Origin of the sequence: Acinetobacter sp. Colony158, assembly GCF_019264745.1 — a bacterium.
GTDB classification, from domain to species: Bacteria; Pseudomonadota; Gammaproteobacteria; order Pseudomonadales; family Moraxellaceae; genus Acinetobacter; species Acinetobacter ursingii.
The window spans coordinates 3,275,546-3,298,276 of sequence record NZ_CP078523.1 but is presented as its reverse complement, the minus strand read 5'-3'; the positions used below and the strand labels follow the sequence as shown (position 1 = coordinate 3,298,276).

The 22,731-nt window shown below is 40.7% G+C and carries 18 protein-coding genes; 8 read left to right on the top strand and 10 right to left on the bottom strand.

Features of this window, described 5'->3' with window-relative positions; all coding sequences use genetic code 11:
* Window positions 1-10: 10 nt before the first annotated feature.
* From JR005_RS13420 to JR005_RS13405, 4 genes are all read left to right on the top strand, one after another.
* Window positions 11-832: an ABC transporter ATP-binding protein gene (locus JR005_RS13420; RefSeq protein ID WP_119686778.1), complete on the top strand. Its 822-nt coding sequence runs from the start codon at window positions 11-13 to the stop codon at window positions 830-832.
* Complete coding sequence (locus tag JR005_RS13415) at window positions 825-1,619, top strand: ABC transporter permease (protein ID WP_218665271.1); 795 nt, start codon at window positions 825-827, stop codon at window positions 1,617-1,619. The genes JR005_RS13420 and JR005_RS13415 overlap by 8 nt, the downstream gene beginning before the upstream one ends.
* Window positions 1,619-3,055, top strand: coding sequence for an amidohydrolase family protein (locus JR005_RS13410; protein WP_218665270.1), 1,437 nt, complete (start codon window positions 1,619-1,621; stop codon window positions 3,053-3,055). The genes JR005_RS13415 and JR005_RS13410 overlap by 1 nt, the downstream gene beginning before the upstream one ends.
* Before the next feature lie 130 nt (window positions 3,056-3,185).
* Complete coding sequence (locus JR005_RS13405; RefSeq protein WP_218665269.1) at window positions 3,186-3,974, top strand: alpha/beta fold hydrolase; 789 nt, start codon at window positions 3,186-3,188, stop codon at window positions 3,972-3,974.
* 113 nt (window positions 3,975-4,087) lie between these two features.
* On the opposite strand, the gene JR005_RS13400 is transcribed toward JR005_RS13405, so the two are convergent.
* Complete coding sequence (locus JR005_RS13400) at window positions 4,088-4,744, bottom strand: epoxyqueuosine reductase QueH (RefSeq protein ID WP_218665268.1); 657 nt, start codon at window positions 4,742-4,744, stop codon at window positions 4,088-4,090.
* 386 nt (window positions 4,745-5,130) lie between these two features.
* Here JR005_RS13400 and JR005_RS13395 point away from each other — a divergent pair, with 386 nt between their 5' ends.
* The 3 genes from JR005_RS13395 to JR005_RS13385 are packed head-to-tail and all read left to right on the top strand — an operon-like array spanning window position 5,131 to window position 7,639.
* A complete protein-coding gene (locus JR005_RS13395; protein WP_218665267.1) occupies window positions 5,131-5,487 on the top strand; it encodes a hypothetical protein in 357 nt (118 codons plus the stop codon).
* Window positions 5,487-7,301, top strand: a complete 1,815-nt coding sequence (locus JR005_RS13390; RefSeq protein ID WP_218665266.1) for a PepSY-associated TM helix domain-containing protein — start codon at window positions 5,487-5,489, stop codon at window positions 7,299-7,301. Before JR005_RS13395 ends, JR005_RS13390 begins: the two co-directional genes overlap by 1 nt.
* Window positions 7,298-7,639 carry a DUF3325 domain-containing protein gene (locus JR005_RS13385; protein WP_416378501.1) on the top strand — a complete coding sequence of 114 codons (342 nt, stop codon included), beginning with the start codon at window positions 7,298-7,300 and terminating at the stop codon, window positions 7,637-7,639. The genes JR005_RS13390 and JR005_RS13385 overlap by 4 nt, the downstream gene beginning before the upstream one ends.
* 93 nt (window positions 7,640-7,732) lie before the next feature.
* Here the strand turns inward: JR005_RS13385 and JR005_RS13380 are convergent, their stop codons facing one another.
* Window positions 7,733-8,533, bottom strand: a complete 801-nt coding sequence (locus tag JR005_RS13380) for a DUF4198 domain-containing protein (protein ID WP_218665264.1) — start codon at window positions 8,531-8,533, stop codon at window positions 7,733-7,735.
* Between the two features lie 132 nt (window positions 8,534-8,665).
* Complete coding sequence (locus tag JR005_RS13375) at window positions 8,666-9,892, bottom strand: GGDEF domain-containing protein (protein ID WP_218665263.1); 1,227 nt, start codon at window positions 9,890-9,892, stop codon at window positions 8,666-8,668.
* 647 nt (window positions 9,893-10,539) lie between these two features.
* Here JR005_RS13375 and JR005_RS13370 point away from each other — a divergent pair.
* On the top strand, window positions 10,540-11,277 hold the full coding sequence (locus tag JR005_RS13370) for a TenA family transcriptional regulator (RefSeq protein WP_004997047.1): 738 nt from the start codon (window positions 10,540-10,542) through the stop codon (window positions 11,275-11,277).
* Between the two features lie 57 nt (window positions 11,278-11,334).
* Here JR005_RS13370 and JR005_RS13365 read toward each other — a convergent pair whose 3' ends face one another.
* The 7 genes from JR005_RS13365 to JR005_RS13335 form a co-directional block, all read right to left on the bottom strand.
* On the bottom strand, window positions 11,335-13,338 hold the full coding sequence (locus JR005_RS13365; RefSeq protein WP_218665262.1) for a lipase family alpha/beta hydrolase: 2,004 nt from the start codon (window positions 13,336-13,338) through the stop codon (window positions 11,335-11,337).
* Window positions 13,339-13,464: 126 nt separating this feature from the next.
* Window positions 13,465-14,394 carry an ABUW_2363 family tetratricopeptide repeat lipoprotein gene (locus JR005_RS13360; RefSeq protein WP_218665261.1) on the bottom strand — a complete coding sequence of 310 codons (930 nt, stop codon included), beginning with the start codon at window positions 14,392-14,394 and terminating at the stop codon, window positions 13,465-13,467.
* A 111-nt stretch (window positions 14,395-14,505) separates the two neighbouring features.
* Window positions 14,506-15,318: a serine O-acetyltransferase gene (cysE, locus tag JR005_RS13355; RefSeq protein ID WP_119686860.1), complete on the bottom strand. Its 813-nt coding sequence runs from the start codon at window positions 15,316-15,318 to the stop codon at window positions 14,506-14,508.
* Complete coding sequence (locus JR005_RS13350) at window positions 15,311-16,171, bottom strand: RNA methyltransferase (protein WP_218665260.1); 861 nt, start codon at window positions 16,169-16,171, stop codon at window positions 15,311-15,313. Before JR005_RS13350 ends, cysE begins: the two co-directional genes overlap by 8 nt.
* A gap of 19 nt (window positions 16,172-16,190) precedes the next feature.
* Window positions 16,191-19,754, bottom strand: coding sequence for a DNA polymerase III subunit alpha (gene dnaE / locus JR005_RS13345; RefSeq protein ID WP_218665259.1), 3,564 nt, complete (start codon window positions 19,752-19,754; stop codon window positions 16,191-16,193).
* A gap of 186 nt (window positions 19,755-19,940) precedes the next feature.
* Complete coding sequence (locus tag JR005_RS13340) at window positions 19,941-21,008, bottom strand: asparaginase (RefSeq protein ID WP_218665258.1); 1,068 nt, start codon at window positions 21,006-21,008, stop codon at window positions 19,941-19,943.
* Between the two features lie 115 nt (window positions 21,009-21,123).
* Window positions 21,124-22,554, bottom strand: a complete 1,431-nt coding sequence (locus JR005_RS13335) for a pyridoxal phosphate-dependent aminotransferase (protein ID WP_151732600.1) — start codon at window positions 22,552-22,554, stop codon at window positions 21,124-21,126.
* Window positions 22,555-22,731: the final 177 nt, after the last annotated feature.

Below are 22,731 nucleotides of genomic sequence, written 5' to 3'. Positions count from 1 at the left end.
GGAACCTAATATGAATTCAGCAGTTTCGGTCAGTATTGCGACAGAACCTAGTGCAAACCTGAGTAGCCCTATGTTGATGGTGCGTGGCGTAGAAAAAGTGTATCCAAATGGAACACATGCTTTGCAGCGCTTTGATCTGGATATCCAGCGCGGTGAAATTGTGTCACTGCTTGGGCCATCGGGTTGTGGCAAAAGTACCTTACTCAAAATGTTTGCTGATCTTGAACAGCCATCTGCGGGGCAAGTGCGCTGGAATGGCAAAACAGATATGCAATCTCAGTGCAAAATGGCAATGGTGTTCCAAGAAGCAACCTTAATGCCGTGGGCAAATATTCAGGATAATGTGCGTTTACCTCTGGATTTACGACATGTGTCTAAACATATCAGCAATCAAAAAGTAACCGCAGCTTTAACCTCTGTTGGTTTGGGTAAATTCGGTGAATCTTATCCGAAAGAACTGTCTGGTGGCATGCAGATGCGCGCATCACTGGCTCGTGCATTGGTCACTGAACCAGACTTATTGTTGATGGATGAACCTTTTGGTGCTTTGGATGAATTTACTCGCCATCGTTTGGACAGTGATATTCGGACTTTGTGGTCTGAGCGTGATCTGACGATTGTTTTTGTCACACACAGTATTTATGAAGCTGTTTTTTTATCGTCACGTGTCATTGTGATGGGTGCGCGTCCTGGTCGAGTAGTGGCTGATATCCGAATTGAAGGCCCTGATCATCGCGATGAACATTTTAGAAACTCAGATATTTTCATGAAGCAATGTGCGCATTTATCTGAAGTATTAGAGCAAGCCAGTGGAGGGGAACATCATGGTTAAACCGTTAATGAGCCATCCTAAATTTCGCCGTATCGCTGCACCATTGGCTTTAGGCATCATATTGTTGTTAATTTGGCAAATCAGTTTGCAACAGCTCAATGTCCCTGTTTATCTGATTCCAAAACCTTCCGATATTGGTCATGCTTTGGTGTCTCAGTCAGGCTTACTTTTTGGCAGTTTGTGGGTAACTTTAAAAGTGACATTGCTTGCTTTTATTTGTGCCGTTGTGATTGGAACTCTGATTGCTTTCTTATTTGTACAAAGCCGTGTGATTGAAGCCTGTTTTATGCCTTATGCCATTTTATTTCAGGTCACACCGATTGTTGCAATTGCGCCTTTAGTGATTATCTGGATTCAAAACACGACTTTGGCTTTGGTGGTGTGTGCCATGTTGGTTGCTATTTTCCCCATTTTAACCAATACCACCTTAGGTTTACGCAGTGTCAATGCAGGTTTGTTGAATCTATTTCGTATCAATAAAGCCAGTCACTGGCAGGAGTTGATGCGTTTACGTGTACCAAATGCGTTGCCATATTTCTTTGGTGGTTTACGGATTTCCAGTGGTTTGGCTTTAATTGGAGCGGTGGTATCCGAGTTTGTTGCTGGAACTGGTGGAACCAGTGCAGGATTGGCGTATCAGATTTTACAGGCAGGTTTTCAGCTTGATCTACCGTTAATGTTTGCAGCACTGTTCTTGATTACCTGTACAGGTTTGGTTTTATTTGTTGCAATGTCCATGTTAAGTCAAATGTTTTTAAACAAATGGCATGAGAGTGAGCAGACTTGATGAATTATTTAATTAAAAATGCACACGCAATTTTAACAGGTCTGGCTGGTGAAGCAGCACGTATTCAGGCAGACAGTATACGTATTGGAAATGGCGTTATTACCGAGATTGGCTCATCACTCAGCTTACAGACCAATGAAACGGTAATCGATGCACGAGATTGCGTGATTTATCCTGCTTGGGTAAATACCCATCATCATTTGTTTCAGTCTCTTTTGAAAGGTGAGCCGCAAGGCCTGAATCAAAGTTTGACGCCGTGGTTGGCTTCCACACCCTATCGGTTTCGTGGGGCTTTTGATGAAGAAAGCTTTCGATTGGCAGCGCGTATTGGTTTGATTGAACTGTTGCGATCAGGCTGTGGGACTGTCGCAGATCATCATTATTTATATTGGCCAAATATGCCTTTTGATGGGGCAGAAATTTTATTCGATGAAGCCGATCGACTCGGTTTACGTTTTATCCTGTGTCGTGGTGGCGGGACGTTAACCCGCGGGTTGGAAGCAGAACTTCCGCAGGCATTACGTCCAGAAAAATTTGAAAATGTGATTGCTGATATTGAACGTTTAGTCAGTAAATATCATGACAGTCGCCCGCAAGCCTTTAAAAGAATTGTCATGGCGCCAACTACGGCATTACATTCGACTACACCAGAACAATTACGTGAAACGGCACAAGTTGCTCGACGTTTAGGCATTCGCTTACACAGTCATTTGTCTGAAACGGTGGATTATCTGGATGTGGCGCGGGCCAAATTTGGCATGACGCCTGTTCAATTTTGTGCCGAGCATGATTGGATCGGTGAAGATGTCTGGTTTGCACATTTGGTTAAACTTCTTCCTGAAGAAATTCAGCTTTTAGGGCAAACTAAAACAGGGATTGCGCATTGTCCACAAAGTAATGCGCGGCTCGGCAGTGGCATTGCAGATCTGGTAACTCTAGAAAAAGCGGGAATGAATATCTCAATTGGAGTAGATGGTGCTGCCTCCAATGAAGCCGCAGATATGCTGTCAGAAACGCATGCAACATGGATGTTACAGCGCGCCCGTAAAGGTATGTTTGCCCAACCAAAATATGATGGTGGGACGTTTGAAGGCGGGGCTGATGCGGCGACCGTCGAGGATGTCATTCGTTGGGGGACGCAAGGCGGGGCACAGGTTTTGGGTCTATCTGATATTGGTACGCTTGAAGTCGGTCAGCAGGCTGACTTGGTGGTGTATAAACTGGATGATCCACGCTATATGGGGTTGCACGATATGGCAATTGGGCCTGTCGCCAGTGGGGGGCAGGCACAAATTAAACACATGCTGATTGGCGGTAAGACTGTGATTGAAAACAATCACATTCCAAATCTGGATATGCGTGAATTAGCCGCACAGGCACGTGAAGCTGTCAAAAAACTTCAGCAGCGCGCTGAAAAAATGGCATTAGCTTCTTAGGATTGTATTAGAAATAGACAGCTCTCAATCGAGAGCTTTCTTTTTGCTACTGAAATGTAGTTGTCGCTTGAAAAAAACGATCAAGTCGAGCTAGTCTAAGCTATAGAGCAATAAATACAGGGAAATCCTTATGATACTTAATACTCATATCGTCGAATCAGATCATGCAACCAGTAACACACCAGTGGTTTTATTACATGGTTTATTTGGTAGTTTGTCGAATTTGGGTGTTATTGCTCGAGCATTGAATACCAATCATAAAATCATTCAAATTGATTTGCGTAATCATGGTTTATCACCGCACAGTGATGAAATGAATTATGAAATTATGGCGCAGGATGTGATCGATACTTTAGATGAGCTTGCTATTCAACAATTCAGCTTAATTGGTCATTCAATGGGCGGAAAAACCTCAATGAAAATCGCAGGATTATATCCTGATCGTGTCGATAAATTGATTGTATTAGATGTGAGTCCCGTGGCTTATCAGGGGCATCGTCATCGAGATATTCTGGATGCCATTAATGCTGTTCGTGCAGAACCGCATGAGTTGAGTCGTAAGCAAGCAACGGAGATTATGAAACAATACATTCCACAAGATGGCGTGATTATGTTTTTACTCAAATCTTTTAATCAGGGACACTGGCTATTTAATGTCGATGCGCTTGAAAAGCAATATCCAAATTTGACTGGCTGGAATGATATTGAGCCGTGGAATAAACCATGTTTATTTATTCAGGGCGCGAAGTCTGAATACATTCAAACAGAATATGAAAAAAATATTCGCGAACAATTTCCACTGGCTGAAATTAAAACCATAGAGGGTGTAGGACATTGGTTACATGCAGAAAAACCTGAACAAGTCGTAAAACTTATTCAGGATTTTTTACATGAACAAGGTGAGTCACGCGCTTATTGATGCAGCATAAATAGATAAGATTTGGCTCTAACTACATTGAAATAAGCGTTAGAGTCAGTTTTTCTCATCATCTCGTGAAGCTTGAGTTAAGAAATGAGGCGTTAAAAAATAAATTAATCAGGATCTGTTGCTGAATAAAACTTCACGCCAAGTTTAATCCGATCACGTCCCTGACTCATACGCCAGCGATTGCTATCACGAAGCGAATAGACGCAACCGCAATATTCTTGTTGATAAAACTCTTCACGTTTACTGATTTCCAGCATTCGAGTCGCGCCGCCATTTTTACGCCAGTTATAATCCCAATATTGTATATCTGGATAATGTGATGCAGCACGAATCCCACAGTCATTAATTTGTTGCATATTTTTCCATCGAGAAATGCCCAAGGAACTACTAAAAATTTTAAAACCGTGTTCATGGGCGTACAGTGCCGTGCGCTCAAAACGCATATCAAAACACATGGTACAACGAATACCTTTTTCAGGTTCGTTTTCCATTCCTTTGGCACGTTGAAACCAGTTGTCTGTATCGTAATCACAATCAATAAAAGGAATGTTGTGCTTTTCGGCAAAACGAATATTCTCTTCCTTGCGAATCAAATATTCCTTAACAGGATGAATATTTGGATTATAAAAAAAGATGGAATAATCGATTTCAGAATGCAACAGAGTTTCCATGACCTCACCTGAGCATGGTGCACAACATGAATGTAGTAATAATTTATCAGCTTGCGCTGGAAGTTCGAGTTTAATACGCGATTTGCTCATGAAGACAAAATAAAGAATAAAATAGTTTTTTAAATTTAACTCAAATCATTCGAAGTAACCTGAAACTTATTCATGCAAAGTTGAGCGATCTTCATTGTTATCTCGTGATTTAAAAATATAGATCTTCTAAATCAAAAAATTAAGATAAATTCATGATAAAGACTTACGGTAAAGAGGTCTTAATCTTTTTAAATATCGAGTTAAAACAATAGGTGGCCTTCTTTCATTCAAGTTTATTAGACTCTAAGTGTTTATTTCCTTTGATTATCTTCGACTTGCAGAAAATATCCACAAAGTCTCCATAATTTTACTATAATATAACAACTAATAATGATTCTTGTTATTGTTTCTATTTTTTGTTTCAGACATATCAGGGGATATTGCATATGTCTAGTTCTGAGTTAACACAACAGTCATCTGTTCAGGTTCAACAGGTGCCACGCTCTAAACGTGCATCTAAAACCACACCTATTTCATATCGTATTCAAATTTTTATACGTTTTGTGGTTGCGTTATTTGGAGGTTATGCACTATCTGCTTTATTGGCCGTCGTAATCAGTTTAGCTTTTAAAAATACGCCTACCAGTGCAGTCATGATGGCAACCATGCTCGCTTTTATCTGTCATGTTTGCGTCTTTATTTGGGTGTTTTTGCAGCATTCATTGGTTAAATCGATTATGGGTGTGATGATTCCTTTACTGATTTTGACTGTTATCTATTTGGGCTTAGGAGGTACATCCTAATGCGCGTAGACGGAAAGGCCGAAGGCCCGCGTCAGTCAATGTCATGGTTACACACTTGGTCGAGTTTGATTTTGGGCTGGTTGTTGTATGCGATTTTTCTCACAGGAACTTTGAGCTTTTTCCAAAGTGAAATGACGGTCTGGATGAAACCAGAATTGCATCATTCATTACCGCCTCAGTCTCAAGTCCAACAGGTTCAAACGGCATTAAATTTTTTACAACATAAAGCCCCAGACGCAGGTGCATGGAATATCAATTTACCTTCATCACGTCAAACGACGACTGAACTTAACGTTCGTGGTGCCAATGAAGATCCAAGAGCACGGCGCGGTGGTGAGCGTATTACGATTGATTCTAGTACGGGTGAAGAAATTAAAGCGCGAGAAACCCGTGGTGGTGGTTTCTTGTATCGCTTTCATTTTGAACTTTATGGTATGCCACGAATTTGGGCACGATGGATAGTCGGCATCGCGACATTGATGATGTTCGTTGCCATTATCAGTGGTGTGATTACGCATAAGAAAATTTTTAAAGATTTCTTTACTTTCCGCGCAGGCAAAGGTCAGCGTTCATGGTTAGATGCGCATAATGCGACCGCAGTACTGGCTTTRCCTTTTCATATCATGATYACSTTTAGTGGWTTAYTGYTACTSATGTATATGYTGATGCCTTGGGGAATTTCTTCTGTATATCCTGATCGTATTCAATTTTTACAGGCACAGCGTGCTGAAATGTTAGGTGAAAAGCCACCAGAAAATCAGGAAGGTAGTGGGAGAGAAGGGCGTGGCGAACAAAGTCAGAATCAGGGCAATCGCAATATGGTGGCAGGTCAGGACAGATCTCAATCGATGTCGCGTGGCGAAGGATCGGCTTCTCAATCTGGACAGCAACGAGGCGAGCGTCGTAACGGCGCTCCACGAGATGGCGCCAGAGAGCGCCGTGATTTACCAACACAAACTGCTGCATTGACTGACATCACACCTTTAATGTTATACGCACAGAAGCAATGGCCAGATAACACAGTTGGTACTATCAGTATTATTCGTCCGAACACGACCAACAGTGAAATTGAGATTAAGGCGCTGTATGCTGAAAGTGTACTGCACCGTAACGTTGTTCCAACTCTGATTTTCAATGGTGTCACAGGGGAGTTGGTTTCAGATGCGAAACCTGTTTATATTTCAGTTCCCACAGGAATCTATAATGCTGTGACCGTGTTACATGAAGGTCGTGGTCTAGATCTTGGACTAAGGTGGTTGCTGTTTATTTCAGGGGTGGTGGGTACCTTGATGGTCGCGACTGGGCTGATTTTGTGGTGTGTTAAACGTGCGCCGCAACAAGAAAAACAGGGATTTAAAAGTTTTGGCTTTCGATTGGTTGAAAACTTAAATATTGCTGCGATTATTGGTTTGCCTATCGCGATTGCCAGTTATTTTTATGCAAATCGCCTTATTCCTGCGCAATTGGAAAATCGTTCTGATTTGGAAATTAAAACCTTTTTCTGGATATGGTTATTTACGCTTATTTATGCTGCTTTACGTCCTGCACGTCAGGCGTGGCTTGAACTTTTGACATTGGCCGCGCTGATGTATTTGTGTATTCCTGTCCTCAATGCTTTGACGGATGGGCGTGCTTTATGGAGTAGTATCTATCATGAGCAATGGATGGTCGCCAGTTTTGATTTGGTCTGTTTATTTTTAGCAATACTGTTTATCTTTAGCTTCTTTAAGTTAAAAAAACACAAAGGTACAGTTAAAGTTAAAAAGCATATTCAGCCGAAACGAGCTTTGGCAGAAGCGGTTGAGGAGGCATGATGATTTTTTTCATACTCTATATATTATGCCTATGGGGATTTGTGGCTTTAGCTTCTTACCTAGATAAACACCAAAGCCAAATTTATCAAAAAGTCTTATCTCGTCAAAAAGCAAAATGCGCTTTAGTGGTGGGCTATATACTCATTACAATGGCTTTAATTATTGCGATCAAAATGCTTAAAGCTTCAATTGGCATGAGTTACTGGTTTGGTATTTTAACTTTAGCTGCATTAACAGTGGGTTGGGCATTATCTTATCAATCACAGCGCTTTTTTAAAGTGATCGGTGGTTTTAGTGTGTTTAGTTTTATTGGGATGTTACTTGTAGCACTTAGCTAATTAAGCAGCAAATAATCTGAGTTTAAGAAAACCCTCAAATTTAAATTTGAGGGTTTTCTTTTATATGAGGCAATTGAATATGTCTTTTGAGTATTATTGAGCTGCTACAGCCACACTAATAATGGTGTAGTACTGATTCTGTGGTTTTTGTGCTGGATCAACCGATTCTGTGACTTCAATCAGATATTCTCCTGCATGTGGAAAAGTGATAGCCGCATTCCCTTGTTCATTGGTTTTAAACTGTATGATCTGCTTGTCTGATGCACCTTTGGCACGAACATTAATTTCAGCCTGTTTCAGTGGCTGCTGTGACTTACTGATTTTTAAGTTTTCTGGTTGATTGGCTTTGAGCTGGGTTGGATGATGACTAAAGACCACTTGAATCGGTGCTGTGCCTGACGTGCTAAGCGGCGTTGCTTCACCTTTAGTGATATAACTTTGCAATGTCCATTCACGCGTAATTTTTTCTGAAGTGTATTTTTTATTTTTAAAATCATCTGGAATCAAGTATTCACGCTTAGACTTTTCACCTGCTTTATCTGCGGGAACTTCAAATAACATTTTCCATTGCTTTTGATCTTTGGCATAGGTCAAAGGGAATTGGGCTTTCGTCTCTACCAAATAAGTGCCTTTAACAGGTAATGCCAAATCTGCCACACTGACTGATTTTAAAGTACTGGTGACTTCAATTTGAGTGCTTTCTTGTTTGGGGTTAATGACTGTAATTTTGGCATCTTTAAGCGCATGTTCACTATTTAAAGCTTCCTCTGCGTAGCCTGCAATTAAAGGAATCTGTGTATTTTCGGTATGATAACTTAAAGGTGCTAAATATGGTTCGTGGGCAAAAGCAGAAGTAGTCAGCATTAAACATGCAAGAAGTTTTATTTGATTCATTGAAATAACCTGATCGGAGCAAAAAATTTAAACAAGCTATTATAACTAATAATCATTATCGTTAAATCAATTTTTGCTATTTAAACCCCATAAATCATTAAAATAAGCTTAAAAAAACAATCAAATGCCAAATTAAATCATTTCAACACTAAAACTTGTCTGTGCAATCTGGAACTGATTACGACCACTACTTTTTGCAAGATATAAAGCATGATCGGCTTTGGCTATAAAATCAGATATATCACAGTCTTGATTTGGCGTCATGGTTGCTACACCTGCGCTAATCGTCACGTGGGAAGAGACTTGGCTAGAAGGGTGAAGTATTTCAATGTTTTTGACTGCATCCATTAAGCGTTTTACATGCAAAATTGCTTCAGATTCATCGGTCATTGGAAATAATAATAAAAACTCTTCACCTCCATATCTTGCTGCAACTTCGCCACTGCGCGAAACAAGTGAGGCAATAGATGTTGCAATTTTTCTTAAGCATTCATCGCCTTGGACGTGTCCTAAGGTGTCATTATAATTTTTGAAAAAATCAATATCGACCATCATCACTGTAATGGGAGTTTGATAACGTATCGCCCGATTCCATTCAGCAGATAAAACCTCATCCAGATAACGTCGGTTGGCAAGTCCTGTCAATGAGTCTTGTTGTGAGAGTGCAGATAATTTTTGAGCTTGTTGCACTAATTCCAAACGGTTGAGTTCAATGATGCAATCCTGTAAATAATTTTCCCGATGTTGTCGGTCTGTTGCATAGGCCAAAGCCATACCTAGAAAGCTACTAAATGTGTAAGTTCGATTTAATAAAGTCCAGTCAATTGATCCATTTAAAGAATGGCTGACGACAATTCCAATAAAGCCTCCCAACCAACCCGCAATCAGGGCAGTATAAAAACGCATCCCTACAAATCCATAGATAATGACGATGGCATACATCATGGCTGCATGATACAAAATGCTGCTCTGACCGCGTTCAAGCACATTGATCATAATGAAAGTAATGGCGACAGCAGCGCAAGAACCTAAACAAACATAGAACTCGAAATAGGGATTAAGTTTTTTGACAAAAGATAAAAGCCATGCAATGAATACGATGATCCCAACCCAGCCATAATAGGAAAACCATTCATGGACTTGACCTTGGGGTAATGTCTGATAAATACCGAAACATAAAAAAGCATATAGCGCTAAGATAATGGGAGCACGAAAGCGAAACTCATACGCGGCTTCAGTTTGATATTGTTGACGATAAGCAGACTCAAGCCGTCTGGGAAACCAGACAACATTTAACCCACGTGCAATCAACTGATCGATTTGTTCACGGGTTAATATATTTGAGCCATGTAATCTCATAGCTTATCTCACTGTCCTTGAAATTGTTAAGATCGTTATGTTTCATCATGTCCTATATTTCTTTTACTCTTTTTTATCAAAAAATAAAAGTCTGCTAAGCTGAGCTTATAATGTATTTTTTGCTAAAAATTATTTTTAAAATAAAGAATCTGTTTTTTATAATATTATAGTCATAAAAAAATAGAAATAAATGATTTATGTAAATGTTTAAAAAATTATAAATCTTTATAAAACTATAGTTTTATCTGTTTTTAGTTAAGCTTATAAGTCATTGGAATCATTTGGTTAATGTAAATAAAAATAGGGGTTAAAATTATAAATTAAAAAACAGACTTAAATTGTCACATTCTGCCAAATTTTAAAACCAAAATAAAATATTAAAATAATAAGGGAAAATAAAAAATAATTTGAATTATCTTTGTTTTATTTAAGAAATTGAGATTAAATTCACAAAGTATAAGTCATCCTATAAAAAACTGATCAATAACTTTAGAAAGATATTCTCTCTTATACAAATAGTAGGTAATATATTTTTTGAATGAGTCATCGATACTGAAACTAAAAGTGACTCCGATGAAATGAAGAAAATCTTTAAATTTCATGCAATAAATGACACTTACGGTTGATCATAGAAAGGGAAGAGAACGATGGGAGCTCTTACGCAAGGATTAGTACTTGAAATTACACCACATTCTGGTTGGGCTCAAGCATTTTGGGATGATTTAGTTCCCGTAAAAGAGCGAGTGAGTCATCATCCTTTATTTATTGACATGGCCAATGGAAAATTGTCGTTGGCGTGTTTTCGTCTTGCGCTATTGAATTTTTATCCTTTGGTCGCACATTTCCCTTCTTATATGGCACTGGCTTTATCAAAAGCAACCGATTTCACTCAACCGGGTGTTACTGAAAGTCGAGATTGGCTTATTCAGAATATTAAAATTGAAGAAAGGCATCTAAATTGGTATCGAGACTGGGCGGTTGGTTTTGGGCTAACGGTCGATGAGTTGGATCGTGTCACGCCTCCAGTAGAAATGAATGCAGTGAATCATTTTTTATGGAATATGAATTATCGCAGTTCATTGGCTGAATGTCTGGCAGCAACCAACCTTGCGATTGAGTGGGCGACAGGAGATTGGTCAATTCAGGTCTATAAAGGAATTAATGCATATATCGATCATCCTGAAGTCAATATTAATAAGCGTTCACTGGCATGGCTACGTGCGCATGCACATTATGATGATCTGCATCCTTATGAAGCGATGGAACTGATTAAACGTTTATGTGACCATCAACCTGAGTTACAAACAAAAGCCTTTAAGGCAGCTCGAGAAGGGCTTGAATATTATGAGTTAGCACTGGATTATTGCTATAAACAACACGCTTAATCGCTAACACAGTGTGAATAAAAAGGCTCTGTCGATTTAAACAGAGCCTTTTTTTGATTATTTGATATTGTGATCTACTAAATGTTGGCGAAGAATACGTCTGAGTTCAAGGACAGCTTCAGGAGTTTTTTGAATCGAATGTCCACCTTTAATGATAACTTCTGATGTTGCTCCATCCAGATGCGCGCTCTTGTAAGGAACAATACCATCAGTCATCACATCTGGATCTTTGCTATTAGTTTTGTTGCCAATAATCGAATGGAAAACAAAGCCTTTTGGCGGGTTAATATCTTCAGTTAAAGCCATGAATTTAGATTTATGACTTAAATCACTTGGTCCATTTTGAATAAGACCTTTATCAATACGAGTCAGGATATCTTTCGCATCGATATCTTGATTGGTAATGGTATCAGTCACTGCACCGAGGAAAGCACCAGGTAACTTAATAATTTTACGGGCCGCACGAGTAAACCATAAATCTGCGAAATCAGTTCCACGATTCGGCGATGACATGAAAACAGCACGGTCAAAATTGGTAATCGGTTGAATTTTTAAACGTTCTGATACGATAGGGTGTTTTTTGAGCTTGGCTTGTTGATATGGACTCATCATCGACAAAGCTGATTGGGAAATATCGGCATTACTCACCAAAAGTCGACTGATAATGCCACCCATACTGTGTCCAATCAGAACGGCATCTTTGTCGGCTGGATCGTTTGGATTGAGTCCACCAAATGCTTGTTTAAGCAGAGCATATATTTGGAAACGGCTCTCCAATATCGGCATATTGGTCGAATAAAAGACCTGCCATACCTGATAATGTTCACGTAAGATACTATCTCCCATAATGTCATTGGTTAATGCAATCCAAGCTTCAGGACTACTTGCTAAACCATGAACCAGAACAATCACTTTTTTGTTTGGGTTATAGGGTTCAAGCATATAAAGATGTGGCATGGTCAACCGTTCTTGACGGTCAATCAGGCTTAAGTAGGCAGCAGCGCCTAAATTATTTTCTGCAAGCCATAAACCGTATGGGGCAGAAAAGTTTGCAGCCAATGGATAGCTCTTTCCTGCGATATCCACATTTTCTGTACGATATGGATCCATGACCTGCACAGTAATGTTAGGTGAATTAATAATGTCATCAACACTCTCTGCTTTGACTGGTCGTGCGACGATGGTTGCAGATAAATATCGAGCCTTGTGGATATTAGGGTTTATGCTTGTTTGGTAAGATGCATTGAGAGGATCGAGAATATATTTATTATTGGATTTTTCCTCTGATGCTGGAAAAACCGCGACAAACTCTGATCCGAAACCATCACGACGGTTGATGGTACGTAGCCCAGAGAAATTCAAATTATAGCTTGAGATAAATCGATCTAACTCTTTATTTTTTAACAGTTGATATTGATCCAGATTGATATTGTAAATGCTATTACCAATTTTTACGCTATCAGTTGCTTTTTTTACACTTGAACGTTGCGCGCTAATCGTGACTAATTTGGCAATTGCCTGATTATAAAAATCGCGAATTTGAACTTGTCTGTTATCAAAAATACGATCTATCGGTTTGCGTTTGGTCTTAAATAAGTATGCATAACTATAACGAATACTTTTATCCAGCATTTTGAGTTGTTCAGTTTGACAGTCATCATAGGTTTGTTGTGTTTGTCGTTGATGCTCTTCTGAACGATGCTTGGTAATGCTGCTCACGGTACATGCAGAGGATTTATCCAATTGCATGGCTTTGGCTAAATAGAGTTCACTTGCCGTTGAGAGAAATTGCTCATCGACAATTTCAGGGATCATTTTGAGTTCATTGACACAGGACGTCGGTTGATCCATACAAATTTTGGCTTCACGTCCAGACATGGAAAGAACATTTAGGCTCGCTTCACTTAATTTGTCTTGCATCAAAATACTATTACGCTCATTGGCAATAGTGACATTCACTGCTTGTTGTTTGACACTAACAACCTGACATCCGCTCAGCAGTGTAATTGAAAAGGCAGAAACCAAAAATAAAGTGCTATTTTTTTTTCTAAAATTAATCATGGTTTATAAAGAGAATCTGATAGAAACTTAGTTTGATCATACGTGATCTGTGTGAATTTTCAATTCACCCCAAATATAATTCACAAAAAAGGCTGTAGAAACAGCCTCATTATGAAAGGGATGATATTAAGATGCAGGTTTAGCTGCTATGGCAGGATTATTTAACACCTGCCAGACATTCCATCGTCCTTGTTTCTCAATCTCAGTGAGCAAACGGTCAGCGACTTCTGCTTCATCTGGATATTTGATTTTGTAATTTTTTAGGGTTTGGATCGCGTTTTTCTTTTGTTCCATCGCAATGTAGTTATTGACAGAAGCTAAGTAAGCTTCTTGTACACCGCCTTGCATGGCTTTATTTAAATAAGGAATAGCTTCGCTTTGACCACCGCCTTCAGATAAACCAAAGCCAAACCAGAAATTCGCTTCTGGGTCTTCTGGATTAATTTTGAGTAAACGTTGAGCGTAGGTCAGCGATTTAGTGGTATAGGCAGAGCCTAAATCCAGATTGCGACCTAAAACACTGGCTTTGAACGCACGAATCAGCACGTCAAATGATGCATTTGGATTGGTTGCTAGCGTATCTAAATGATGTGAAACTTCTTTTAATTTGCTTTCGTAGCCTTTACGTTCCTGACGATCGGTGAAGCGTGGTGGATAATGACGGGCTTTACCTTCAACTAATTGTAAAAAATCGTCTATATCAGTGACATCAAGCTCATTTTCACCAGCAAGGGCTGCATATTTCATCGAGCGAGTGTTGCTATTGACCGTTGGAATAATCAGTTTATTGACATCAAGCGTAATACTTTTATTTGGATCGCTTGGGTCTTTAACCACCATTTTGGTTACAGGTTGAGCCGCGGCTTCTTTAAGAGCAACTTCAAAAGGAGGGGGGGCATCATAATTGAATGGATTTAATGCATAAAATGGAGGTGAAACGTCAGGTTCGGTAAAAACAAAAGGTTCAGGTGCATTATTTTTTTTGACAGCAACAGGACTACATGCAGTTAATAGCGACGCTGCGAGTAGTGTGTATGCCAAAGGCTTAAGCATCATATAAACGTCCATTCTTTGTTGTTTAAAGTTAAAAAGATGTTTGTCGAGCCAGTCTAAGAAAAGCCAGACAAACATGCAATGAGAGACGTGTTACAGTATTAAACCAATTGTTTAAGCTTTAGACGAACTGCTTTGAGCTTCACATTCGCGTCGAACTTCTTCAATGATTTTGAGTTCTTCTTCGCTAAATGGTTGCTCTTCCTGATTTTGCTTTTTAAAGGTCGGGTCGAGCAGTGATAATCGTTGGCACAAGGTATTCATACGTGCTTCATTGTTCTGGATTCGATCCAGCAACACACGCATACCTTCTAAAATAGGATCAGTCTGATCACTGGTCGTTGCATAAGGCTGAAAACCAATACTTTCAGCATAATTGCGACGACGTTGTTCTTCTTCATTCTCTGTGACTTTATCTTTATAGATAAAACGGGCAGGATTACCCACCGCAGTGACGCCTGCTGGGACTTCTTTGGTCACGACTGCATTTGAACCGACTTTGGCACCTTTGCCGACTGTAAACGGCCCCAAAATTTTGGCACCTGCACCTACAATCACGCCATCTTCAAGTGTTGGATGACGTTTGCCTTTATTCCAAGTCGTGCCGCCCAAAGTTACTCCATGATATAGCGTGACATCATCACCAATTTCAGCCGTTTCACCAATCACCACGCCCATACCATGATCGATAAAAAAGCGTTTACCAATTTTGGCACCGGGATGAATCTCAATCCCTGTTGCGAAACGGCTAAAAGTCGATAATAAGCGCGCGCTACTTTTACAGTCTTTTTCCCAGAGTTTATGCGCGACACGATGCATGATCAGGGCATGAATACCTGGGTAGTTGGTAATGACTTCTAAGGTATTGCGAGCTGCTGGATCACGCGCAAATACAGCCTGAATATCTTCTTTGAGCTGTTTAAGCATTGGATTGATCCTCTTTATCCATTGATGTTTTTTTCCATGTGCCCTGACTCAATGCTTGGACACGGCTAAATATGCCACGAAGTAAATGATATTCCATACGATCTAATTGTATACGTCCAAACAGACGACGCAAGCGTAAAGGTAGCAGTCGTGGATTTTGAGGATCAAGGAACTCGATATCCACCAGCATTTTTTCTAAATGTGGATAGAACTCTTCCATTTGTTTATGCGTGACCAAAGGTTCATCCCAATCCATAGCTGTGTCAGCGGTAACAGGCATTTGCTCAACATTGGTATTTTTTTGTGATTCGCTCTCATGTTCAAGCTGCTGTAAAGTCGCCATGCGTATTTCATAACAGACCACTTGAATGGCTTGTGCCACATTGAGTACACCATACTCAGTATTGACAGGAATGGTCAGATGATAATTGGCCAATGCTAACTCTTCGTTGGTCAAGCCACGATCTTCACGACCAAATACAATTGCTATTTGCTGCTGCTTTTGTACGACTGCCTGCATAGAAAGTTCAGCGGCAGGGCGTACATCCAGCAATGGCCATGGAATGGTGCGGCTACGCGCACTGGTGCCAAACACAAGATGACAGTCTTCAATCGCTTGCTCTAAGGTGTCTACAATCTCAATCTGATCAATTAAATCCTGTGCGCCTGCTGCCAATGCGTCAATATCGGGATGAGGATAAGTTTTGGGTTTGACCAAAACCAGTTTGCTCAGTCCCATCGTTTTCATGGCTCTGAGTGCGCTACCAATATTGGCAGGCAAGGTGGTATTCACCATGACAATTTTTACATGCGACAAAGATTGTGAAACTGACGCATTGTCAGATGTATTCATAAATAATCCAGACTAAATTTTAAGAATATTGAGAAACTTCAGCCTGATACAAATCCATGGCTTCATCCATAGACAGATCGGTTGGCGGTGGTGCAAGTGGCGCGGTTCGTACGGTTTCGGCTGCTTTTGCGGCTTTGGACTTCACTTGGTATTCGATATACACCGATTCTTTACCAAAATAATCACGTAATTTCACCAGTAGTTCATCCAGCGGCGCAACTTTCCAGTTCTGCCCTAAATGTAATTCGGCTATAGCATAATTTTGCTCGATCGCGATTTGCACGGGGATGTGTTGGCACAGATCAATATTACAAAACGGTAAAATGATTTGCTGTAGATCATGTGCCAATGCTGGATTCATTAAATCTTGGGTCGGCTGAATCCGAATATGATTGGCGCGTTTTTGCCGAATTTCATTCAGGCTAAACGCTTTGCTTAAACGTGCCATTGGACGGTCAAAACCTTCACGTTCGTATATTTCACCTTCAATCACCACCACTTGTTCAACTTGAACAATATCTTTAAAGCGTTGAAAGCGTTCATGGTTACAACTGACTTCAATTCGGGCTGTACCATCATCCAGTGTAATCATGATTCGATTCGGAAAGTTGGCAACGTCCAGAACCAACCCTGCAAATACGGTGGTTTGACCACGACGCGTCGGGGTCAACTCGTTAATTTTGAGTGGAATAAACGCTTTTAACTCTGAACGATACACATCAATTGGATGGCCAGTTAAATATAAGCCCAGTGTATCTTTTTCACCTTTAAGTCGAACTTCATCTGACCACGGTTTGACAGGCTTGGTGGGTTTACGCTGAACTTCTTCAACTTCACCAAACAAATCCATAATTCCTGTTTCGCGGTTTTGTCGCGCTTGTTCCGCGGCTTGTACGGCTTCAGGCAATTGTGCCATTAAACTGGAGCGCTCGATGCCTAAACAGTCTAGCGCACCTGCACGAATCAACGCTTCCAAAGTGCGTTTATTAATTTTTTTCAGATCAATTCGATGGCAAAAATCAAACAGGTCGGTATAAGGGCCATCTTTTTCACGCGAGTCAATCACGGATTGCATGGCTTGTTCGCCTACGCCTTTGATCGCACCTAAACCATAGACCACGGTTTTTTCGTCACTGGCATGGAAGCGATAAATCGACATATTCACCGAAGGCGGCAAAACATCTAAGCCATTACTACGGCAGTCATCAATCAAAAACACCACGTTGTCGGTGTTTTGCATTTCTGATGACATCACCGCGGCCATAAATTCAGCAGGATAATGTGCTTTTAACCACGCAGTATGATAGGCCACCAGCGCATAAGCCGCAGCATGCGATTTGTTAAAACCATAGCCGGCAAACTTTTCCATATAGTCAAAGATATGGTTGGCTGTGGCTTCATCAATATCTTTTTGGGCAGCACCTTCAATGAAGATCTGGCGCTGTTTCACCATTTCTTCAGGTTTCTTTTTACCCATGGCACGGCGCAGCAAGTCTGCGCCACCAAGTGTATAGCCTGCACAGAACTGTGCGGCCTGCATCACCTGTTCCTGATAGACCATAATGCCGTAAGTCGGCTCGAGTACACTTTCCAGTAATGGATGCAAATATTCAAACTCACCACCGTGCATACGGTGAATAAAGTCAGGAATCAGATCCATCGGGCCAGGACGATACAAAGATACAAAGGCAATAATTTCTTCAAATTTACTCGGACGTGCTTCTTTGAGCATGCGTTTCATACCGACGGATTCAAACTGGAACACCGCTGTGGTATTAGCATCCGCGAAGACTTTATAGGCATCGGCATCATCAAGTGGAACGCGTTCAATTGCCAGCGGCTCTTTGACATCGCTACGTTTATTAATATTTTGAATCGCGTCTTCAATCACGGTCAGGTTACGCAAACCCAAGAAGTCGAATTTAACCAAGCCTGCGGCTTCAACGTCATCTTTATCAAATTGTGCAACACGGCTGGTTCCATCCGCTTCACACATGACCGCCGAATAATCCGTGATTTTACCCGGCGCAATCACCACGCCACCTGCGTGTTTACCTGTATTACGGGTAATCCCTTCCAGTTTGAGTGCCATTTCCCAAATTTCACTGGCATCATCATTATCTGGATTGGACGGATTGGTGACGATGTCCTTGAGTTGCGGTTCCATGTCAATGGCTTGCTTTAGATCGACGCCTAAAGGTTTGGTCGGTACCATTTTGGAGATCCGATCCGCCAAACCATAGGATTTACCTAAAACTCGTGCTACGTCACGAATTGCACCTTTGGCCGCCATAGTACCAAAGGTTGCAATCTGCGAGACTGCTTCACGACCATAAGTACGTGATACATAGTCAATGACGCGGTCACGACCTGCGATACAAAAATCGACATCAAAGTCGGGCATCGAAACACGTTCTGGGTTTAAGAAACGCTCAAAGAGTAGATCGTAGCGTAGCGGGTCAAGATCGGTAATTTTTAAACTATAGGCTACCAATGAGCCCGCACCCGAACCCCGTCCTGGGCCGACAGGAACACCATTATTTTTGGCCCATTGAATGAAGTCCATCACGATCAGGAAGTAACCCGGGAAACCCATTTTTAGAATAATATCAACTTCATATTTGATACGTTCATCGTAAGGTTTACGAATCTCATTCCAGTCTTCATCACGTTCGACAACAGGATAGAGTAATTCCAGACGTTCTTCTAAACCGACTTTGGACAAATGCTCAAAGTAGGTATCAATGGTAAAGCCTTCTGGAATTGGGTAATCAGGCAGGAAGTAAGTACCCAGTTGCAAACTGACGTTACAACGCTGAGCAATATAATAGGTATTGTCTAAAGCGCTGGGAATGTCTGAGAATAATTCAGCCATTTCTTCGGCCGTTTTAAAATATTGTGCTGGACTATAGTTTCGTGGACGGCGATCATCTGCCAGAACATAACCATCGGCGATACAGACACGCGCTTCATGCGCTTCAAAGTCATCACTTTCAATAAAGTGAACGTCATTATGAGCCACGACCCCAACATGGTATTTTGCAGCCAGTTTAACCGCTTCCTGAATATAATCTTCTTCGCCAGCACGATCGGTTCGGGTGAGGGCTATATAAACCCGATTACCAAATTTTTCCTGCCAGGCTTCAAGTAAAGCTTCAGCTTTTTGTGGGTTGGAAGAACACAGCATTTTACCAACGTCACTGTGCTGACCCAGTAACACAATCAGGTCTTGATGTTGTTCAAGTACCCATTCTTTTTGTACACAAGGAATACTAAGTTGCTGGCCTTCGATAAAACCACGTGACACAATTTCAGTCAGACTACGCCAGCCATCATTGGTCATGGCAAGCAGGGTGACGCGATGTTCAGCATCATTAAGACGAATTTCACTGCCTAAAATCGGTTTAATCCCTTTCGACAAGCAACTGTCATAAAATTTAACAGCAGCATGTAAATTGGATAAATCTGTCAAGGCTAAAGCAGGCATGCTTTCATTGACCGCAGCTTTGATCAGATCAGGTATCCGCACAATTGATTCGGTAATCGAAAACTCTGTATGAATACCAAGATGAACAAACTGCATAACACGATCCTGACCAAGTCCGTCGATGAATATAAGGTGCCAGTAGTTTAACATGCTCTGAGTTGAGCCGTTGTCTATTATTTTTCCAATAAAAACATAATCACTTTTTATGGGAAATACAATGTAAAAAGAAGCTCAATATGGGATGTTGAGCTTCTTTTCAAATCATAGCGGAAAAACAGTAGATTAGTACTGCCAGAACATCCGCTGGATTTCTTTGGCATCATTGGTTTTGGTCAAAGCTAACGCTGCAAGAAGACGTGCTTTTTGTGGATTTAAATCGTGTGAGACAATCCAGCCATATTTGTCATCGGGTTGTTCTGCATTGCGTAGGACAAAACCTTGTGGTACTCGAGATGAACGAATAATTTGAATGCCTTGTTGATCATGCAACTGTTTTAAAGTTGGAACAATATACTTCGCCACTGAACCATTTCCTGTGCCTGCATGAATAATGGCTTTTGCACCTGCTTTGGCATACGCTAAATAAGCATCAGGCAGCATCGAGTCTGAGCCATAGACAATTTGCACCAATGGCAACTGGTCTCCCTTAATATCTTCAATATTAAATTCAGAGCTGTTATTAAAGCGTTTGACTGAACTTCTGAACCAATAGGGTTTGCCTTCTACCAGTGTACCTAAAGCGCCCCATTGACTGGCAAATGCGTTGGTATGAATGTTAATGGTTTTGGTGACATCTCGTGCAGCAAAGATGGAGTCATTCATCAGCACCATGACGCCTTTATTTTTAGTTTCATCAGAAGCAGCCAGCGCCACTGCACTATACAGATTAAGAGGGCCATCGGCTGACAGCGCGGTTGATGGACGCATTGAACCCACCACCACAATCGGTTTATCAGTATGAATCACCAAGTTGAGGAAAAATGCAGTTTCTTCTAAAGTATCTGTGCCGTGGGTAATCACAATTCCATTCACAGATGGTTTTTTGACTAAGTCATTGACTTGACGCGCCAGTGAAAGCAATTCTTTATCGGTAATGCTTTCAGACGCAATCTGTAAAGCTTGAACGCCACTGACATTGGCGAGATCTTTGACTTGGGGAACAGCATTGATTAACGCATCGACTGGAACTTTAGCAGCAGTATAGGTTGCACTATTAGTTGAACTTGCTCCTGCACCAGCGATGGTTCCACCTGTTGCAACTACCACGACGTTATTTTTTGCATATAAAGACGCTGATGCAGCGAGCAGAGTCAGCGCAAGACCACATGATTTAAAAGTTTTACTTATCATTAACCGTTTCCTAGTTGTTAAAATTCCATTAAAAAGCAATGTCTATGCCAGACATTGCTTTAATTTATGATTTTTTAAACACCTAAGTCATTGGCAAATTATGATGTAGACATAATTAACGCTTTGTGGCTAAGAAACGACCTAAACGGGTAATGGCTTCGCGTAGTTCATTTTCCGCAGGTAAAAACACCAAACGGAAATGATCAGGCGTTGGCCAGTTAAACCCTGTTCCTTGCACCAAAAGAACTTTCTCTGCACGTAAAAAGTCCAGCATCAGTTGTTCATCATCTTCAATGTGATACATATTTGGATCAAGTTTTGGGAAACAATACATCGCACCTTCAGGTTTGACACAACTGACTCCTGGAATTTCATTGAGCATTTCCCAAGCAATATTACGTTGTTCATATAAGCGACCACTTGGGCGAATCAAGTCATTAATAGACTGATAACCGCCAAGCGCAGTCTGAATCGCATATTGAGCTTGATGATTGGCACATAAACGCATGGATGCCAACATATCCAGACCTTCGATATAATCTTTGGCGCGGGATTTATCACCTGTAATGGCCATCCAGCCCGAGCGATAACCTGCTATACGATATGACTTTGACAGTCCATTAAATGAAATACACAATTGATCGCCTGCTAAAGCAGCCAAAGCGACATGTTCAATGCCGTCATAAATAATTTTGTCGTAGATTTCATCGGCAAATAAAATCAGATCATGCTTTTTGGCCAAAGTTACAATTTGCTCTAAGACATGACGCGGGTATACCGAACCTGTTGGATTATTGGGATTAATCACCACAATCCCACGCGTATTTGGCGTGATTTTACTTTCCATATCCGCAATATCTGGATACCAACTATTTTCTTCATCACATTTATAGTGAATTGCTGTGCCGCCAGACAAGTTCACTGCTGCTGTCCAAAGAGGATAGTCAGGCATTGGCACTAGCATTTCGTCGCCATCATCGAGCAGACCTTGCATAGCCATAACAATGAGTTCAGATACACCATTACCAACATACACGTCATTGACATGCATATCGCGAATGCCTTTTTGTTGATAATACTGGCAAATTGCTTTACGGGCAGGAAATATCCCTTTTGAGTCAGTATAACCAATGGCATTGGGTAAATTTAGTGCAACATCATTAATAATTTCTTGTGGCGCTTCAAAGCCAAACGGGGCGGGGTTACCAATATTGAGTTTAATAATTTTGTGGCCTTGTTCTTCCATCTCATTGGCCGCTCGTAACACAGGTCCACGAATGTCGTAGCAAACATGCTCAAGCTTAGACGATTTTTTAATTTCTCGTGGCGTTTGATGTGTTGTGTTCATTTTGGGGCTCTCAGAAGGAGTAGGGGGCACTTTTGCATAACGGTATAAATAACTTTTAAATGTTTCGGTTGTTACCAGATCAAGGTCATGTTGATCTCGAAGTAAGGCAACAATCTTTTCATGCGTAAATCCTGCCAGTTGATATTGTTTGATCACAGGCAGTAGATTTTTAAAAATAACGCTTTTTTTCTGCGACATTTTTTAATCCTGAGCAAGAATAGCGTTAAGCCTAACATATTTATGCTCACAAAAAAGCAATATTAGAAAATAAAATGCTCACCTTGTTTTATTATTTTGCTTACTTTTTGCTTTTATGGGAATTATAAGTGTTTTGTAAATTGTGAAGTAAAGACTAGAAATTTTAGAATGAATCAC

Bases quoted from the DNA above. Each gene is read 5' to 3' on its own strand.
- JR005_RS13395 (WP_218665267.1), top strand. From the start codon at position 5,131: ATGTCTAGTTCTGAGTTAACACAACAGTCATCTGTTCAGGTTCAACAG.
- dnaE (WP_218665259.1), bottom strand. From the start codon at position 19,754: ATGCAGTTTGTTCATCTTGGTATTCATACAGAGTTTTCGATTACCGAA.
- JR005_RS13410 (WP_218665270.1), top strand. From the start codon at position 1,619: ATGAATTATTTAATTAAAAATGCACACGCAATTTTAACAGGTCTGGCT.
- JR005_RS13370 (WP_004997047.1), top strand. From the start codon at position 10,540: ATGGGAGCTCTTACGCAAGGATTAGTACTTGAAATTACACCACATTCT.
- JR005_RS13415 (WP_218665271.1), top strand. From the start codon at position 825: ATGGTTAAACCGTTAATGAGCCATCCTAAATTTCGCCGTATCGCTGCA.
- cysE (WP_119686860.1), bottom strand. From the start codon at position 15,318: ATGCTTAAACAGCTCAAAGAAGATATTCAGGCTGTATTTGCGCGTGAT.
- JR005_RS13365 (WP_218665262.1), bottom strand. From the start codon at position 13,338: ATGATTAATTTTAGAAAAAAAAATAGCACTTTATTTTTGGTTTCTGCC.
- JR005_RS13380 (WP_218665264.1), bottom strand. From the start codon at position 8,533: ATGAATCAAATAAAACTTCTTGCATGTTTAATGCTGACTACTTCTGCT.
- JR005_RS13385 (WP_416378501.1), top strand. From the start codon at position 7,298: ATGATGATTTTTTTCATACTCTATATATTATGCCTATGGGGATTTGTG.
- JR005_RS13405 (WP_218665269.1), top strand. From the start codon at position 3,186: ATGATACTTAATACTCATATCGTCGAATCAGATCATGCAACCAGTAAC.
- JR005_RS13340 (WP_218665258.1), bottom strand. From the start codon at position 21,008: ATGATAAGTAAAACTTTTAAATCATGTGGTCTTGCGCTGACTCTGCTC.
- JR005_RS13350 (WP_218665260.1), bottom strand. From the start codon at position 16,171: ATGAATACATCTGACAATGCGTCAGTTTCACAATCTTTGTCGCATGTA.
- JR005_RS13420 (WP_119686778.1), top strand. From the start codon at position 11: ATGAATTCAGCAGTTTCGGTCAGTATTGCGACAGAACCTAGTGCAAAC.
- JR005_RS13335 (WP_151732600.1), bottom strand. From the start codon at position 22,554: ATGTCGCAGAAAAAAAGCGTTATTTTTAAAAATCTACTGCCTGTGATC.
- JR005_RS13360 (WP_218665261.1), bottom strand. From the start codon at position 14,394: ATGATGCTTAAGCCTTTGGCATACACACTACTCGCAGCGTCGCTATTA.
- JR005_RS13400 (WP_218665268.1), bottom strand. From the start codon at position 4,744: ATGAGCAAATCGCGTATTAAACTCGAACTTCCAGCGCAAGCTGATAAA.
- JR005_RS13375 (WP_218665263.1), bottom strand. From the start codon at position 9,892: ATGAGATTACATGGCTCAAATATATTAACCCGTGAACAAATCGATCAG.